Here is a 17,771-nt window from a genome sequence, read left to right on the forward strand (position 1 = left end):
CGGGTATTACTTGACCTCAATGCTGCCTCTGGTAATGTCACCGAGAGACAAATAAACGCTGCAAGGCCATGAAGTACAAAGATCTACGTGATTTCATCCAACAGCTTGAATCCCGGGGTGACCTGAAACGCATTCACACCGAAGTGGATCCCAAGCTGGAGATCACGGAGATTTGCGATCGCACCCTGCGCCGCGGCGGCCCCGCACTACTGTTCGAGCAGGTCAAGGGTTCCCCCTATCCGCTGCTCGGCAATCTCTTCGGCACCCCCGATCGGGTCGCCATGGGGATGGGTGAGGAGTCGGTAGAGGCCCTGCGTGAGGTGGGCAGGCTGCTCGCCTTTCTCAAGGAGCCCGATCCCCCCAAGGGGATGAAGGATGCCTGGGACAAGCTGCCGGTATTCCGCAAGGTGCTCGACATGGCTCCCAAAGAGTTGCGCAATGCCCCCTGCCAGGCGGTCTCGCAACAGGGGGATGAGGTCGATCTGACCCGGCTGCCTATTCAAACCTGCTGGCCGGAGGATGCCGCACCCCTGATAACCTGGGGGCTGGTGATCACCCGTGGCCCCAGCAAATCACGCCAGAATCTCGGCATCTACCGCATGCAGCTGCTCGGGCCCAACCGCCTGATCATGCGCTGGTTGGCCCATCGCGGTGGGGCCCTCGACTATCGAGAGTGGCAGACAGCCCATCCTGGTGAACCCTTTCCGGTCTGTGTCGCCTTGGGTGCCGATCCGGCCACCATTCTCGGCGCTGTTACCCCGGTGCCGGATACACTCTCGGAATATGCCTTCGCCGGGCTGCTTCGCGGCAGCCGTACAGAGGTGGTCAAATGCTTGGAATCCGATCTCCAGGTACCCGCCTCCGCAGAGTTCGTGCTTGAGGGGCACATCCATCCCGATGACATGGCACAGGAGGGTCCCTATGGCGACCACACCGGCTACTACAACGAGGTCGAGCGCTTTCCCGTTTTCACCGTCACCCGCATAACCCATCGCGAGGAGCCGATCTATCACAGTACCTATACCGGCCGTCCTCCGGACGAACCGGCGGTGCTCGGTATGGCGTTGAATGAGGTCTTCGTACCGATCCTGCAGAAACAGTTCCCGGAAATCATCGATTTCTATCTCCCGCCTGAAGGCTGCTCCTACCGGCTTGCAATTGTGAGTATGAAGAAGCAGTATCCTGGTCATGCCAAGCGGGTGATGATGGGGGTCTGGTCTTTCCTACGCCAGTTTATGTACACCAAGTTCGTGATCGTAGTCGACGATGATGTCAATACACGGGATTGGCAGGATGTCATTTGGGCCATGACCACCCGCATGGATCCAGCACGGGATACCACCATCGTGGAGAACACACCCATCGACTATCTCGACTTCGCCTCGCCGGTATCTGGCCTCGGCTCGAAAATCGGTCTTGACGCGACCAACAAGATGCCTGGCGAGACGGAAAGAGAGTGGGGAAAGCCGATCACCATGACAGCGAGCGTCAAGCAACGCATCGATGAAATTTGGGATCAGCTCGGGATCGACTAAAGTAGGGCCTGCTAACACTAACCCAGCCGGCTTTGTACAAACCACTAAGAGGATAGGGAATAGCAATGCGCACAATCATGTTGATGAATGCTAAGGGGGGTTGTGGCAAAACAACCATCGCTACCAACCTGGCCACCTGGTACGCCGATGAGGGCAAGCGTGTCGCCTTGGCGGACTTTGATCCACAGCAGTCCACTATGGACTGGCTGGAAGCAAGAAAAGACTACGAAGGGATACCCGATATCCAGGCCATCAATGCGGCAAGTGAACCGGTCAGACCCGCCAAAGGGACCGACCTGTTGATCATGGATGCTCCAGCCGGGGTACACGGCAAGGCCATCAATAAAATGTTGCTGCGAGTCGACACATTGATCCTGCCGGTGCTTCCCTCGCCAATCGATATGCGCGCCTGCAGCCGTTTCCTGACTGAACTACTGGCCAGCGGCCGGGTCTCCAAAAACCAGACCCGGATCGGGATTGTCGCCAACCGGGCCAAGGAGCAGACCCGCATCTACCACGACCTGGAGACCTACCTGGGTCATCTCAAGGTCCCCTTCATCACCCATCTGCGGGAGAGTCAAAACTATATCCGCTCTGCGGAGAAAGGCCTGGCGATCTTTGAGCTGGCCCCGTCACAGGTCTATAAGGATGTGGTTCTCTGGGATCCGCTGTTCAAGTGGTTGAAGGTTTAGCACGATTTTCTAAACAGAAGCCGGTAGACCCTGCTGCAGATCTGGGTAGTCCAGCTCGATCTCCAGCTCATCAAGCAGCTTACGATTACTGAGTCTGCGTGATTCCCGCAGATAGGAGAGCATCCCCGGCGATAGCTGTTGCTGTGCCTCCTCCAGACTGATCACAGGCGGCCGTGGCAATCCCAGGAAATCGGCCACCCGGTTGAAATAGCGGGTCATCGGCTCCGGCGCACCATCGCAGACGTTGTAGACCTCCCCCGAGACACCTCGCTGCATGGCGATTCGCGCTGTCTTTACCAGATCGAGGCTGTGGATATGGTTGGTGATCGGCGCTTCCGCCTCGGCCACCATGGGTTGACCGCTACGCAACCGCTCCACAGGCAGCTTCCCCGGTCCATAGATCCCCGCCACTCGCAATATCACCAGTGCACAACCGGTTTGCTCACTCCAGGCCCGCCAGCGTTGCTCACCATCCAGGCGCCGTTTCGCCCGATCCGCCATCGGGGCCGGCGGCCGGGATTCATCCACCCACTCCCCCCGGCAATCACCATACACACCGCTGGTGCTCAAATAGACCACCTTCTGCGGTAGAGGCCGATTCTTCAACTGCGCGATAAACTGGGCAACCCGGCTCTCCTGCTGACCCTGTGGTGGTGGCGGTGCGAAATAGTAAAGCCGCTGTGATCCAATCTCACTGGCTGGTATCACAGGCCGATCCAGATCGATCTGAACCGCTTCGATAGCAACATCCCGCAGCTTCTCTGCACTCTGTTGCGTGCGCACCCACCCGGCAACATCGACCCCCTCGTCTCTATATGCCAACGCCACCCGCGTGCCGATATCGCCACAACCAACTATGGTCACACCCATAACCCAATGGACTCCCGGTTTAATTCCTGACAAGAATAGGAGAGAATTCCCCACCAAACCTATAATATATGCAGGTCGATTGAGGATAACGTATTGTTACGCCGATTGTATCGACTCATGAATGAGAAGCTATCCCATGAGTTATAAAGTACAGGTTGAGCCCAGTGGTCATGAATTTTCGGTCGAATCGGGTGAGACCATACTCGATGCCGCCATCAGACAGGGTATCAATCTCCCCTACGGCTGCCGTAACGGCTTCTGTGGCGACTGTCTGGCTACCCTTGCAACCGGCCAGGTCGACTACCCCAACGGAATACCACCGGTGATGGTCGATGACCAGAACGGCGAATGCTATATATGCCAGGCAACCCCCACTACGCATGTCACCATCGAAGTTAAAGAGATCGCCCAGTCGAAGGATATCCCGATCCGTACCATGCCCTGTAAGATCGACCGCATTGAACGTCTCAACGATGACGTCATCCGGCTCTACCTGAAATTGCCGGAGGGGGAGCGACTGCAGTTTCTTGCCGGCCAATATCTTAATTTTGTCCTCCAGGATGGAACCAAACGCGCCTTCTCGATAGCCAATGCGCCCCATGATGACGACTTTATCGAATTGCATATCCGTCATGTCAGCGGCGGCCTTTTCACCGATGTACTCTTCAGTGGCATGGAGGAGAAGACCATCATGCGCATCGAGGCACCCCTCGGCAGCTACTATCTGCGGGAAGAGTCATCTAAACCGATTATCCTGATGGGTGGCGGTACCGGCTTTGCGCCCCTCAAGGGTATCATCGAGCACGCCTTTCAAATCGGGATTCAACGCCCCATGCATCTCTATTGGGGGGTACGCGCCAAGAGCGACCTCTACCTGCCTGAACTGCCACAGCAATGGGCAAGCAAGTATAGTAATTTCACCTATACGCCTGTGCTCTCCGAACCCGATGCCGGCTGGTCCGGCAAGACCGGCTGGGTACACGAGGCCGTCATCGAGGATCATCCCGATCTCAGCGGCCATGAAGTATACATGAGCGGTCCGCCACCGATGATCGAGGCCGGCAAAGAGGCCTTTCTCAGCCATGGCCTGGCCGGGGAAGAGCTCTATTCCGACTCGTTTGAATATGGGGCCGCCGCAACCAAGCAAAAGACCGGGACCTAAAAAACCATCAATCCTGGTCAGGCACTACCCGAGGGGCACAAAAAGGGCCTGCTGTTGGGCGAAGAGGCGGTTTAATCTTTATTAATTAAACCGGTTTGGTTTGACAGATACAACCGATTTGGTTTAATATCTTCATAAACAACCAAAGAGGTTGACGCATGTCTTACCTTGTTCTGATCGGCGATCTCGTCGCCTCGCGGCACTCCCCCGATCGCAAAGGTCTCCAGCATCGACTCAGCGCGCTACTGAAGACGCTGAATGAGCGAACGCCAAGACCGGTGTCGCCCTACACCCTGACCCTTGGTGATGAGTTCCAGGCCGTCTTCGACCAGGCAGAGCGTGTTTTCATCGACATCATTCAGATCATGGTGGCCCTGCACCCCGACCAAGTGCGATTTTCCTTGGGGCTCGGAGAGATCGCTACCGACCTGAATCCAGATCAGGCCATGGGAATGGATGGCCCGGCTTTCTACCGAGCCCGGGATGGTATCAACCGGCTTAAGGATAGCGGCGACCTGTTTCACCTTGATGGACCACCTGAAAACTGGGCCCCGCTGGCTGAGGGAACCTTGCGCCTGCTTAGCCAGCGGATGCAAAAATGGGAGACCAACCGCCTGGCCATCCTGCATGGATTGCTGGTTGGTCATTCAGTAAAAGCTATCGCTGAAAGTCTGCATGTTTCAGAGCAGGCGGTATACAAGAACATCCGTAGCGGAGGACTGGAGGTGGTGATCCAGGTACTGTCCGCCTTGGCCGAACTTCTGAATAACTGTTTGACCGGGGATGCGTCAACTGCATAAACAGGGAGCCAACGCATGGAAGAATTGCTGTTTCTAAACGGCCTATTGCTCAGCCGACTGGTCTACATTTTCAACGACGGGCGCCTCTCCAGCCGCACATTGATTATATTTAGCCTGGTCCAGGTGGTGCTTTGTCTCCTGGTCTTTGCTGTTGGTTGGCTGCCCTCGATGTTTGCTGTGTTGGTGCTGCTTATCCTCTTGGCACCTGAGCGCTGGTTAGCCAAGGATTGGCTGAATGAAAGTCGCTTTATCGGACTTCTGATGATCCTGATCGCGACTGCACTCCTCCGGGACAAGCTGATATTAGCACCCTGGCTTGAGACCGCACTCAGCGAAGCAGTGGACATGCTTTGGCACGAGGGGGCGAACATGGACGCGCTTCTGAGCCCGGGTCTCTGGTTCCTGTTGGGATTTCTGCTTGTAGCGAATGAGGCCAATCTCCTGATCCGCAGTCTATTCCACCGGTTCGGCCTGGAACCACAGCTGAAAGCAGATGATGTTAATCAACCCAATACTAATCAACTCGACGAGCAGGAGTTCAATGCCGGCCGCGTCATCGGCATATTGGAACGTTGGTTGATGTATAGCGTTCTATTGGTAAGCCAAAACTTCAACGTGATTGCCTTGATCATAGCGGCCAAGGGATTCGCACGTTTTCGCCAAATGGAAGAACGCGCCTTCGCAGAGTACGTCCTGATCGGCACCCTCTCCTCAATGCTCCTGACTATTCTGGTTGCCCAGATCATAGGTCGCTTGATTTGAGTGGCCGGTTAATTCTCCTCGGGAGAATCCTCAAGTTTGGCTGAGCCAACGGCGCGGGCGTGGGCCTCGAAACCACCTTTGGCCTGCCATTCACGGATTCCACCCTGGAGGATTCTCACATTCTCGTGTCCCGCCAGACGCAGGGCAAAACCCGCCTGGGCTGACAGTGAGCCGGTATTACAGTAGACCAGCACCGGTTTGTCCCGCGGCAGTTCCGAACGCCGTGCCAGGATCTGGCGCCATTCGATATTCACCGCACCGGGGATATGTGCCTTCCCATATTGGGCTGCGCTACGAGTATCGACGATGAAAAAACTGCCCCAATCCTCGGCGGGTATCTGTTGCGCAAAGATGGTTGCACCACCATAGTCGACGAATTCGAAATACTCCTCCATCGCCTCGACGGCTTCACCCTCTTCCTCTGCGAACGCGTTGTAGGCGTAAAAACAGAGGCAGATTGTCAGGACTAATATGTGTTGGTTCATGAGGTAAGCTTACAGGATAAGGTGGGTAGACATTAATCTAAGATACACTATACAGATAATTGTTCGTGCAATAAGCAGACGCCACTACTGACATTATGATGACAGCCGACGAAATCAATACGATCAGGGAGAGATTGTTGCATCTGCAAGCGGAGCTGCAGGCCGTCGATGAGACATCGCAAGCGGCGGGAGAGACTGTCGAACTGGACCAGAGCCGGGTCGGACGTCTGAGTCGTATGGACGCCATGCAGGCCCAACAAATGGCCCAGGAGACCGCCAGGAGACGTCTACAACAGCTATCAAAAATCGAGGGAGCCCTGCGGCGTATCGATGCAGATGAGTATGGTTATTGCTTTATCTGTAAAGAGGCTATCGATGTGCGCCGGCTGAATGCCGATCCTACCATCACGCGATGTATCGATTGTGCCGAGGTGTAAACTCAGCATAGGCTGCAGGGTGGGGCAGGGCCCCACCCATCACAACTAAAATGCTGAAGTAAGCAGGTCAATTTTTGTGCATGATGTAGAAGTAGTTCTGAAAATCGTGCTCCAACTCCTTCACCTCGACCTGCTTGAAACCGGCCTCGCTCAACATCTGCAGGGCCAGCTCCTTACCCCACACTGTACCCAGCCCGGCACCCTCCTGGGCCAGTGAAACCGTCATGCAGTGCATGGTGGAAAGGGTATAGAGCAAAGGTCCGATAGGGTGATCCAGATTGTTATGCAGATGACTCGATCCCTTGATGTCCTGCATCAGATAGACGCCATCGTCACGCAACGCTTGATGAATGGCGGCTAACACCCGATCCGGTGACTTCTGATCATGGATGGCATCGAAGGTGACGATCCAATCATATTCCTCTGTCTCATCCATGGTGGCCGCATCCTTGACCTCGAACAGCAGGTTGCTCAATCCCTGCCGCTGCGCCTCCTGCCGCGCCCAGTGTATGGCATCGCTGGAAAAGTCGTAACCGGTGAAGTTGCTGTTAGGGAAGGCCTTTGCCAATGAGAGCAGGGCCTGACCCCGGCCGCAGCCCACATCCAGCACATCGATGCCCTGCTCCAGGCGGGATAACTGACCATCGATCAATGGCAGGATATGTTCAAACAGGGCGCTGACCACCGTCTGCCCGCTATCCTCGGCCATCACTTCATGAAAGCGCTTGAAGCGGGTGTAGGGCACGCCGCCACCATTGTAGAAACAGTCGATGATGTCGTCTTCCACCTGGCCAAGCAACGGGACGTATTGGGCGAATACCGCCACATTGTCCGGGCTGGCATCCCTGGTCAGTAATCCGGCATGGGCTTGAGGCAAGCTATAGCTGCCATCCTCTGCCACATACGTGACAATACCGGCGGTCACCATGGCGCCCAACCACTCCCGCACATAACGTTCGTTCAATCCCGCCGACTCGGCGAGCCTATGACTGTCTCCTGGTGGATACTTGGCCATGGTGTCGAACAATCCAGTGCGGTGACCGATGGATATCATCAGCGCTGTCGCTCCATGGTTGAGTATCTGTAATAATTCCTCGGCAAAGAGGGCAGATTGATCATTGGATGCCGTCTGGTCGACAACGGGCAGATTGACTGGTTGACACATAATTATCTCCTCTGATAGTTCGCTGAATAAGTAAAATCACGCTTTAAACGATGCGTTATGTGCTAATTTATTCAGCAGGCGTCACAGCAGCCGACCGGCAAGCGTCAAAATAGCGTCAAAATTCACCTAAAAAAATTTTCTCCGGAGCCTTGCATGGAATTGTCTCTCTTCGGTGGCTTTCAGCTGACTGACGATACAGGTGCTGTAATCGACTTGAGGGCACGCAAAACGAAGGCCCTGCTAGCCTGGCTGGCGTTACATCAGGAGAAACCTCAACCCAGGGACCGGTTGGCACTGCTGCTATGGGAGGAGAGCAACGATACCCAGGCGCGCCACAGTCTGCGTCAGGCACTCAGCGGTTTGCGAAAGGTATTGGCCGGTCACGCCGACGCACTTATCGCCGATCAGGAGAGTGTGCTACTCAGGAGCGGTCATATCGACACCGACACCGGTGCATTTGACGCCCTGTTGAGGGATGGGTGCTCTCCAGAATACCTAACCCAGTTGGTATCCCTGTATGGCGGAGAATTCTTAGAAGGCTTCAATCCCCGCTCCAACAATTATGAGGAGTGGCTGATGACCCAACGCAGCCACTATCGGGAACTCGCCATCAGCAGCATGTCGAAGCTGCTGGATCACTTCCTGGAAAATTCTGAGTTCGAATCGGGAATCCGCCTGGCTATAAAACTACTTGCTAGCGATCCGTTGCAAGAACAGATCCATCGCACCCTGATGCAGCTCTATGTCCGGCTTAAACGACCCGGTGACGCACTGCGTCAATATCGGCAGTGCCGACGCCTGCTGCTGCGTGAACTCGGTATCTCGCCGGAGGCGGAAACCGAGCAACTGTATAGTGAGATTCTTCAACAACGCAGTGCCAATGATAGTGGCGGCAAGGCCGTTGATTCACAGCGTCCCGCAGTACTGAGATCGAAACAGCAGCCACCACCACCCACCCAGCCAGTCCAAACACCACAACAGATGCGTACGGTGACCGTCGTACACCTCCACCTGGGACACTATCTGGAATTGTTGGCCAGGGACGATCCTGAGGATCTGCATAAGCTGAACAAACAGTTGCTTGATCGGTTACAGCCACTGATAACCCGTTACGGCGGCATACTCCATCATCAACATGGGGATGCCATTGTCATACTCTTCGGTCTCGAGAAGGCCCATGGCAATGAGTGTGAAAAGGCACTTCAGTTAATCCTGGAACTGAGGCCGGAAAAAGAGCCGGCAGGAGAATGGTATGTCCAAATGGGGCTTCAGAGCGGTGTCGCTACAGGTGCTGTGATGAGCGATCCCAGCGGTACTGTTTCCGGAGCGGTATTCGCCCAGGCGGAAGAGTTGGCACGTTCAGGAGAACCTGGGGATCTTCTACTCACCGAATCTGCCTATCTGGGACTGCGACTAAATCTCGAGGCAACGAGACGAGATGCATCGGTATGGGCCATCACGGCTATCAGACCGGGGCAGGAGCAACAGGTCAATCTGCCTCCCTTCGTCGGGCGAACCCGGGAGTTAAGGCAATTCAAGACCGCTCTGGAGGCCTGCAGCGAAGACCTGGCAGGTGAAACCTATCTGCTTCGCGGTGAAGCGGGTATAGGAAAAACCCGCCTCTTGGGAGAGATCAGTCAGAGCGCAATTCCGATGGGAGTCAAACCCCATCAGGCATTGGTGCTCGACTTCGGTATGGAAGCAACGGCAGAACCCATCCCTTCCCTGCTGCGCCAGTTGTTGGGACTCGATAGCAATGCATCTGCCCATGAGATAGAAAACTCAGTGAAACAATCAATGGATGTGGAATGGAATCCAGCCACCCACCCGATTGTGCTGCAGCGTCTGTTTCATCTTCAGCTCGAGACAGAAAAGACCTTTTCGATCGACAGCATCAGCGACGAGACACAGCAAAAAGGCATGCAGCAGATCCTGGGATCCATTCTCGCGAGTGCCACCCGGACGGCGCCACGCCTATTGATCGTGGAGGATATTCATTGGGCGGATCAGACGACCCTCGCCCATATCGCCGGGCTTGCCGATGTCGTCAGCCGCTATGCAGCCCTGTTGATCATCACCTCACGGGTCGAAGGTGAACCCCTCGATCCCGCCTGGCGCAGCGCCATGCATGGGGCACCCTTAACCACCCTCGACCTGAGTCCGCTGCCAAGGGAAGATGCGCAGAATCTGGCGCATCAGATCAGCGACCAGGAGCAAAGATTCGTCTCCAGATGCATCGAGCGTTCGGGTGGTAACCCATTCTTTCTCGAACAGCTGCTGCTCGGCAGTAAAGACCCCGGGGAGAACGTACCGGACTCGATCCGCAGTCTGGTAATGTCGAGGCTCGATCTGCTGACCGCAAAGGACAGGCAGGCGGTTCAGGCTGCGGCTGTGCTGGGTCAGCGTTTCAAACTGGATGCCTTGGATCACCTCCTCGACAACCAAGACTATCGACCCGACGCGCTGCTCAAGCAACGCCTGCTGCAACCGGAAGGAGAAGGTTATCTGTTTGTCCATGCCCTGCTGCGGGATGCCATATACGATTCACTCTTGGCTTCTCATAGACGTGCCCTGCATATCAAAGCCGCCGCCTGGTATGAACAGCGTGATGCGGCCCTTTATGCCAGGCATCTGGACCTTGGCGGGAATGAGGCCGCGGCGGAGGCCTATCTCGGGGCAGCTCAATCGGCTATTCAGATGCTTGACTTCGACCAGGCGAAATCACTGGCCAGGCGTGGCGCTGAAATTGCGCAAACAGAGAAGTTGGGCGCTCAACTGAACTGCCTGCAAGGGGATCTATTGATACATGCGGGTGCCATATCGTCCGCCATCCAGGCATTTGCCGCTGCCGCGGATTCAGCAGATGATGCAACTCTCCGTTGTCGCGCAATGATCGGGCAGGCCACCGGCCTGACGGTCCAGGATAATCTGGATCAGGCCCTGGATATCCTGGAGCATGCCACCCCATTGGCGGAGACCAGTGAAGACAGCGCCATACTCACCGAACTACACTATCGACGCGGGGATATCCTGTTCGCCCTGGCACGCACCGATGAGTGCCTGCAAGCACACAGGGTGGCTGAATCCCAATCCAGACAATCCGACAATCCGCTGCTCGAGATTCGCGTCCAGGCAGGATTGGCGGATGCCTACTATGCCAAGGGACAAATAGTCACGGCGCAACGCCATTTCCAACGCTGCCTGGCGCTGGCAAAGGGGGAACAGCGGTTGCCCCAGGAGGTCGGCAACCTCTCCATGTATGGCTTGACCCAGCTATATGCCAGCTCGATCCCGGATGCCCTGCAGACCCTGCATGAAGCAGGCAGGCTCGCCGCAGAATACGGCAACTTGCGGGCCGAGATGGCGGCCTATATGAACCTTGGTCTGGTACTGCTCTTCACAGATGATATCGACGCGGCGGAACGATACGGCCAATTGGGACTGACACTGGCGCAACAACTCAGGGCCAGTCGTTTTTATGGCGATAACCTTGCCACCATCGGTGAGGCCAAGGTGTTGTTGGGAAACCTGGAAGAGGGTATCGACTACCTGCAACGCGCCTATCGGGCTGCCCTCGATTCCGTTCCAACCCACACCGCGCCTTTTATCCTTGGTGTACTGGCACGGGTGACCCGGGACGAGAAACAGCGCCAAGATGCGATCCATGAAGGGCAGCGCTACCTGGATCAAGGCAGCCTCAGCCACAACTACCTGCACTTTTATCAAAACATGATCGAGGTCCATCTTCACAAACGGGAACCTGACAGGATGCTCTTTTACGCAGATGCCTTGGCGGAATACACCCGGGAAGAGCCTCTCCCCTGGAGCGATTTCTATATCGCCCGGGGTCGGCTGTTGGCGCAAAACCTACGAAGTGAAGGTGATCGGGAAGTGTCGCTGCAGGCGAAACAGCTGCTCGATGCCGCCGCCAAGGCAGGCATCCATGCGGGCACGCAAGCGCTAAAGATAATTGCCGGTAACGGAACCGAGCAGCTTACTCGCTGATCATCGCAAGGTGCGAGATAAAAATACCGGCACTACAGATCACTACCTGGTTGCGACCCCTTTTCTTCGCTTCATACAAAGCCTTGTCTGCCCGATACATCAGATCGTCAACATTATCATCACCATCTTCGATGTCGCTGACACCGACACTTATGGTGACTGCAATCACCTGAGTGCCATCCTGATAGGGTTTGACCGCGACCTCATCACAGATCCGCTGGGCCAGAAGAGCTGCATTATTGATCTCCGATTCCGGCAGCAGGATAGTGAACTCCTCGCCTCCGTAACGGGCGAGAAAATCCTGTCCTCGGATCGCGTTTGCGCAGATATCGGCCACATGCTTCAGCACCCAGTCCCCGGTGTTGTGACCATAGTTGTCATTAACCGTTTTGAAATGATCGAGATCTATCATCAATACCGAGAGATGTCTCGAAAAACGGGTTGCGCGCTTATATTCGCGCAGCGCGACCTTGTCCAATTCACGTCTATTTGCGAGACCGGTGAGATCATCGGTGGTGGCGTAGAGTTGAAGCTTGCGAAAGGCTGCTTTTTTCTGCACGCTGTTCTTGGCGAAGAAGACGCTGATCACCGCGGTCACCAAAAACAGCAACAGATAGGTAATTGTGGCAACGATCATTCTTTTGGCGGTGAGATCTTCGATCAGGTTTTTGGAAATATGGGAGAGATAGATCCAGTATCTCATCTCGGCTCTGTTTGGCGAGGGGACAATCGATTCATCAACATTCTCCAGCGTTCCAAGTCTCTGGCGAACTAATGGATAGGCTTTCTTGAATATATAAACACCATCATCGGCAAAGAATGAGCCTTTCTCGCTACTATTGGCAATGGACCAGACATCGGGATTCTGTTTTGCGAAGGTTTCATCATTGCCGTGCATAAAGCCCCACAATTGCTCATCCGGCACACCATGCAGCCAAAATCCCTGGCTGTTAAGCATCACCGCGTCACCACGTAGGCTTGTGAAGATATCGGTGATGCGATCCAACAGCTCAGACGGTGTATAGTTGATAATCACTATACCCTGTTTTTCCCCGTATCCGTCGGCCACCGGCGTGGCAAAGCGTACCGTGGGTTTAAACGGCCGCTCGATTTCGCCCCGCTCCATATTCAGATCCAGAGGCGAGATATAGATTTCACCCACTTCCAACTTGATTGCGTTCTTGAAGTAGTAGCGATCCCCCTTGTTTTGCATCTGACTCTGGGGAGTGATCTCCTGGGACGTGCCATCGCTGTTGATGCGAATCATCTCCATGCCGCTTTTGTCAAGGTATCTTATCTGAAAATACTTGGGTTTCCGTCTTGCAAAGAGGGAAAACTCACGCGCGGCACGTATCCAGTTCTTCAGGTTGGGATCATGGATATAGTTTCTGAGTATCTCCCCCTCCGCGATTACCAGCAGATCGGAGAGCTTCTGCTCTAATAGCAACGAGGTCAATTCGCTGGCACTGTTCAAAGCCGCCTCTTCACGAATCAATGTGGTTTGCAGCTCATATTCTTCGGTCTGGGTGGAGAAGGCATAAAAAATAAATGCCAGTAACAGGGATGCGGGAATGAACACCGCAAGGAAGCTGAGGATCAACTCCTTATGTTCAGAGTATCCGTTTAATTCAACCGCGGCATCGCTCTCGACAGGTATCTTTTGCCTATTCATCTCACCTGCAACTTGCGATCATTCCAGGTATGTTTGGAACGCTTCTCAGCCAGCGGCAGCATTCTGGATACATAATCGGATAACGCTTTGAAGTCTCGCGTATCCATGGCCTCGATGATTTTAACCATCTCCTTGTTACCGTTGCGCCGCTTGCCGTTCTGGATCCAGATCAGCTGACGCAGGAGATAGTTGTAGTGTTGTCCATGGATGGCTGGATAGGCCTTATCGAACTGCCCCTCCCCCTGTTCACCATGGCAGTCGATACAGTGTTTTTTAAACAACGATTCACCACGTTGAAGATCGCTGCCATCACCCTTGCCGGTAGCGGTAGTCATCTTCAACGCTTCGATGTAATAGGCCACATCAGCTATGGCTTGAGCGTCGCCGATCTCTTCGGGCAGGGCGAATGGATACATGGAAGGATTGTCGCGATTCTTGGCTCGGATATCGGCCAGTTGCTTGATCACGACAGAACGGTGTTGACCGGCAATTTGCGGATAGGCGCCGTTTGGCGTTCCCCAACCTTCCGGCATATGACAAACCGCACAGATCTCATATACGGCCTTGCCACGGTCATAGTCCGGATTCAGCCTCATCGCTTCTAAGCGTTCCAATTCAGCGGAATCCCAACCCGCATGAGCAATGGGAGCAGCTAACAATGGGAAAGCGATGATCATTTTTACCCAAAAGGCGTACACGGCTTTGCGAGCCCCCACAATGACCGGTTATGCGTTACTGATTGACAACTCCTTTTGTGCAGATCACACAATGCAAGATTGAATTACCTTACTATATGTATGTGTATATAAGAAAAAGCTTCGGCCTTCAACCATGTATTTTAGTCAATTACAACGCCCTGTTTCTATATTTTTGGGTGAGTTCGCCAATGAAATACGAATCAGGATCTTACAGATGTGATTAAAGTTTCACTACTGGGGGTTTCATCGATGATGGATTTGTTGGCCAATGCCGGTCGGCTGCCGATGCTTGGCAACTCCCGCTGAGGCTCGGTATGCAGCAAGGCCAAACCGGCACGAAAACAGCGTAGCGCTTCATCGTCCTCACCAAGGCGCTGTAACAACAGGCCAAGCTGCTGATAGGACTCCGGGATAGGCGATATGCCGATACTGGCCTCCAGATAGCTGCGCGCCTTACCCCACAATTTGTTCTGCAGGGAGAGCCTGGCGAGCGTCAATAACAGCACTGGATCCTCTTGATGCGCTTTCAGCCAGCCTTCTGCCATCGCCAACTGGTGAGAGGGATTGGCAAGTTCGATCTGTCCATAGAGGGTGACCAGTTCGCTGTTCCATTGCCGTTGCAGCGAGGCTGCAATCAAGGGCTCAACCCGTGAACCCGCCTCCAGGTCCATCATATGTTCACTGTACTGATACAACATTCCCTGCTGCTGTTTAATCCCCTTGGGAATGCCCTGCCAGTAGCGCACGATATCATCGACCGTCGAAGACTCCTGTTTCAGGCGTTTGTGATAGACACGAACCTCCAGCGCCTGGTAGTCGGCTTCACTGATTACCTTGCGGCGCTTCAACTCCGGCAGCATCTCTTCCAGTTTTTTCCATTCACCAAGGTTTTCATAGAGTTTTTTCAACAGGGTCAGCACATATGTATGCTTGGGCGACAAGGATCGCACATGCATCAAGGTCGCAAGCGCTTGTTCGTACTGCTGATGAGCCAACTGCAACTCAGCCTGGGTCAGACCCACGGCCACATCGGCGGAAGGCATACTCTCGTGGGCCAAGTGGAGATAGTCATCTCTCCGGGTATGTTCACCTTGTAGTTGAGCGGCGCGAGCCGCCGCCAGATAGTTGAGCAGGGGGGTCTCCGATTGGCTGACGTTGCGTGTCAGGTGCCGCTCCGCGACCTTCCAGCGCCCTTCGGCGAGTTCCACCAGGCCGCGGGTCAGGGCCTGCCTGGCCTTGAGGTTACGGCGTTTTCGTCGCCACTCGGCCACCCGTTCCGGCATCTGCCAGAGGCGTGAAAGGGTCCTGATTGCCACATAGGCAAGCAGAAACAGCAGCAAGATGGCTAGGCAAAACAGGGCCAGGCTGCCTTCCAGGGTCCAGTTGCCATAACCGATCAGGATATAGCCGTTATCCTGTTTCACCAGGAGGGTGATCGCGACCGCCGTCAACAGCGCAATGAATGCTGCGATCAGGGTTCTCACCGGAGTCCCTCCCGGTTCAATGTTTTACGTCTCTCCTGCAGGGCACGCAGGGAACCTGAGATGTCGGGCAACTCAGGTGCGATGATCCTTGCCGCCAACCCCTCCAATTGTGACTTGAAACCGATCACCTCAGGGGCCGAGGTTTGGAAATAGTGATCTACCCAATCAAGGGCACTGGTCAGGTTGTCCGCATACAGGGCCTGGTTTCGTCCCACCATCGCCGCCTTTGCATTCTCCATTTTGAGGCGTAGATTCTGGATAAGAAAATAGCGTTGCTCGGGTGGCAGCATGGCGCTTACAGGACGCTCGTGATGACGGATCACCATCATCGACTTAAAACCCTGCCAAAAATCGTCTAGCAGTTTATCCAGTTGCAATCCTCCACTGTCGGCAACCTCCCGGGATGTTTCTGGCTGCGCCGATCGGGGCGCCTGGACCATCCCTGAATCCATCAAGGGTAGCGCCTCCACCCGCGCTGCCAGGGCGGTCAACTCGGCGCTGATCCCCGCACTGTCCAGCTTCGGCAGGGCGGTCAATCCAGTTATCTCTGCAGCGATCATCTCGCGTACTCCCGACCAGCCCGGATCACCACTTGCAGTGAGACGCTCATCTGCGGATTTTAACGCCTCCAGGGCAGTGTCCGGATCACCCATGAGGTTCAAACGGTGGTTGGCGACACGCAGCAGATATTCGGCCTCGGCCACCCGCCACTGCCCCTCCTTGCCCCCCATGCGGGTCTGTATCTCGGCCAATGAGTTGTAGAGTTGATCACCCTGCTGTTTGGCTGTCTCACGTGAGCGGCGGATGTTCTCGGCCTGTTCCTCCAAGGCTGCCTTTTGTGCCGCTATCGCCTGTTGCTGTTGCTCGAATTGCTGCCGGGTCTGCTGCAGCTGTTGCGCAAATTGCGACTGCTCCTGATTGGCCTTGTCCAGGACACTATTGAGCGATACCAGGGTCTGCTTCATATCGAGCCAATAGCGATAGCCAAGCACCAGACCGGCGGCCACCGCCAGCAGTGCCACCAGGGCGATGACCATGGGTAGACGGGAAAGTGCGGATTTCCCCCCTTCATCATCGATGCGCTCTACCTCGCCTTCGATGGCCTCTGTGAAGTCCGCCTCGGCCTCTGTCCGGCTATTGCCAGATTCGTTGCTTGTCTCACTCATATACTGTTAGCTCTCAACTACTCCAACATTCGTCCCGAAACGACGACCCTACCACCTTCGACTCGATCGGGCATATCAGGTGGGGCATCCTATCCAGTCCTGAATCGCCGCCAAGATCGCATCATCATCGGCACCTGTGGCAAGCAGAATCGTCTCGAACCCCTCTTTCTTCGCCTCAAGATGCATCCGTTCGCTAATCACCAGGAGCGGGGTATGGCGTAACATTGGCCAGCCTTGTTCTCCCAACATTGTTTTCAGATTATGCATCACCTCGACACTGGTGACAGTCACCAGATCGACCTGCTCCTGCCATTGCGCCAGCAATGGGGTAGGATCGACTGAGGGCTTGATCCGCCGATAGACCTCAGCATAACCTACTTCAGCACCTCTCGCCTGGAGGCTCTCCCCCAACAGGGTGCGCCCCCCTTCCCCGCGAACGATCAATACCCTTTTAGCGGCCATTCTCTGCAACGGGGCCAACTTGAGCAAACCCTCGCTGTCATATCGATCCGCAGGAATCAGATCAATACTATACCCGCACTGACGCAACGCTGCTGCAGTCGCCTGCCCCACCGCCCCCAGGGTAGCGACCAGCCTATGGTCCGATAACAGTTGCATTGCATGGGTGACCGCATTGGGGCTGACGAAAATGATCACATCCCAGGGCTGCCGCAGCAGGTTGCGTGCCTGGTCGGGATGTTGGCTGGGAAGGATTTCCAACGCTGGAAAACCTATGGCTCTGCCCTGACTCTCCCGAATCCGCTGTGCCAGACCTATGGCCTGATGAGCGGCCCGTGTAACCAGGATACCCTTGCCTTTAAAATCAAAATCCGACATG

General features: G+C 55.1%; 15 protein-coding genes. 7 read left to right on the forward strand and 8 right to left on the reverse strand.

What is annotated here, in order from left to right; translation table 11 throughout:
* Positions 1-68 precede the first annotated feature (68 nt).
* Positions 69-1,535, forward strand: coding sequence for a 4-hydroxy-3-polyprenylbenzoate decarboxylase (gene ubiD, locus R2K28_RS19425; protein WP_316367074.1), 1,467 nt, complete (start codon positions 69-71; stop codon positions 1,533-1,535).
* A 65-nt stretch (positions 1,536-1,600) separates the two neighbouring features.
* Positions 1,601-2,227, forward strand: a complete 627-nt coding sequence (locus tag R2K28_RS19430) for a nucleotide-binding protein (RefSeq protein WP_316367075.1) — start codon at positions 1,601-1,603, stop codon at positions 2,225-2,227.
* 9 nt (positions 2,228-2,236) lie between these two features.
* Here R2K28_RS19430 and R2K28_RS19435 read toward each other — a convergent pair whose 3' ends face one another.
* The gene (locus R2K28_RS19435) at positions 2,237-3,097 is read right to left on the reverse strand and encodes an SDR family oxidoreductase (protein WP_316367076.1); all 861 of its coding nucleotides are present in this window, start codon (positions 3,095-3,097) and stop codon (positions 2,237-2,239) included.
* A gap of 136 nt (positions 3,098-3,233) precedes the next feature.
* On the opposite strand from R2K28_RS19435, the gene R2K28_RS19440 reads away from it, so the two are divergent.
* The 3 genes from R2K28_RS19440 (at position 3,234) to R2K28_RS19450 (ending at position 5,821) form a co-directional block, all read left to right on the forward strand.
* Complete coding sequence (locus R2K28_RS19440; RefSeq protein ID WP_316367077.1) at positions 3,234-4,259, forward strand: CDP-6-deoxy-delta-3,4-glucoseen reductase; 1,026 nt, start codon at positions 3,234-3,236, stop codon at positions 4,257-4,259.
* A 158-nt stretch (positions 4,260-4,417) separates the two neighbouring features.
* Positions 4,418-5,059, forward strand: a complete 642-nt coding sequence (locus R2K28_RS19445) for a SatD family protein (protein WP_316367079.1) — start codon at positions 4,418-4,420, stop codon at positions 5,057-5,059.
* 15 nt (positions 5,060-5,074) lie between these two features.
* Positions 5,075-5,821, forward strand: a complete 747-nt coding sequence (locus R2K28_RS19450) for a hypothetical protein (protein WP_316367080.1) — start codon at positions 5,075-5,077, stop codon at positions 5,819-5,821.
* An 8-nt stretch (positions 5,822-5,829) separates the two neighbouring features.
* On the opposite strand, the gene R2K28_RS19455 is transcribed toward R2K28_RS19450, so the two are convergent.
* Positions 5,830-6,306, reverse strand: coding sequence for a rhodanese-like domain-containing protein (locus tag R2K28_RS19455; RefSeq protein ID WP_316367082.1), 477 nt, complete (start codon positions 6,304-6,306; stop codon positions 5,830-5,832).
* 95 nt (positions 6,307-6,401) lie between these two features.
* Here R2K28_RS19455 and R2K28_RS19460 point away from each other — a divergent pair, with 95 nt between their 5' ends.
* A complete protein-coding gene (locus tag R2K28_RS19460; protein ID WP_316367085.1) occupies positions 6,402-6,743 on the forward strand; it encodes a TraR/DksA family transcriptional regulator in 342 nt (113 codons plus the stop codon).
* Between the two features lie 67 nt (positions 6,744-6,810).
* Here the strand turns inward: R2K28_RS19460 and R2K28_RS19465 are convergent, their stop codons facing one another.
* Positions 6,811-7,890, reverse strand: a complete 1,080-nt coding sequence (locus R2K28_RS19465; RefSeq protein WP_442871454.1) for a class I SAM-dependent methyltransferase — start codon at positions 7,888-7,890, stop codon at positions 6,811-6,813.
* Between the two features lie 171 nt (positions 7,891-8,061).
* On the opposite strand from R2K28_RS19465, the gene R2K28_RS19470 reads away from it, so the two are divergent.
* Positions 8,062-11,913 (forward strand): BTAD domain-containing putative transcriptional regulator, encoded by a 3,852-nt coding sequence (locus tag R2K28_RS19470; protein ID WP_316367087.1) that lies wholly within the window; start codon positions 8,062-8,064, stop codon positions 11,911-11,913.
* Here R2K28_RS19470 and R2K28_RS19475 read toward each other — a convergent pair.
* From R2K28_RS19475 to R2K28_RS19495, 5 genes are all read right to left on the reverse strand, one after another.
* Positions 11,903-13,585 (reverse strand): sensor domain-containing diguanylate cyclase, encoded by a 1,683-nt coding sequence (locus R2K28_RS19475; RefSeq protein WP_316367090.1) that lies wholly within the window; start codon positions 13,583-13,585, stop codon positions 11,903-11,905. The genes R2K28_RS19470 and R2K28_RS19475 overlap by 11 nt on opposite strands.
* Positions 13,582-14,199 (reverse strand): c-type cytochrome, encoded by a 618-nt coding sequence (locus R2K28_RS19480; protein WP_316367091.1) that lies wholly within the window; start codon positions 14,197-14,199, stop codon positions 13,582-13,584. The genes R2K28_RS19475 and R2K28_RS19480 overlap by 4 nt, the downstream gene beginning before the upstream one ends.
* 284 nt (positions 14,200-14,483) lie before the next feature.
* Positions 14,484-15,767, reverse strand: coding sequence for a heme biosynthesis HemY N-terminal domain-containing protein (locus R2K28_RS19485; protein WP_316367093.1), 1,284 nt, complete (start codon positions 15,765-15,767; stop codon positions 14,484-14,486).
* On the reverse strand, positions 15,764-16,933 hold the full coding sequence (locus tag R2K28_RS19490; RefSeq protein WP_316367095.1) for a uroporphyrinogen-III C-methyltransferase: 1,170 nt from the start codon (positions 16,931-16,933) through the stop codon (positions 15,764-15,766). The genes R2K28_RS19485 and R2K28_RS19490 overlap by 4 nt, the downstream gene beginning before the upstream one ends.
* A gap of 75 nt (positions 16,934-17,008) precedes the next feature.
* The gene (locus tag R2K28_RS19495) at positions 17,009-17,770 is read right to left on the reverse strand and encodes a uroporphyrinogen-III synthase (protein WP_316367098.1); all 762 of its coding nucleotides are present in this window, start codon (positions 17,768-17,770) and stop codon (positions 17,009-17,011) included.
* Between the last annotated feature and the right edge of the window lies 1 nt (position 17,771).

It is taken from the genome of Candidatus Thiodiazotropha sp. CDECU1, assembly GCF_963455295.1.
In the GTDB taxonomy this organism is placed as follows: Bacteria; Pseudomonadota; Gammaproteobacteria; order Chromatiales; family Chromatiaceae; genus Thiodiazotropha.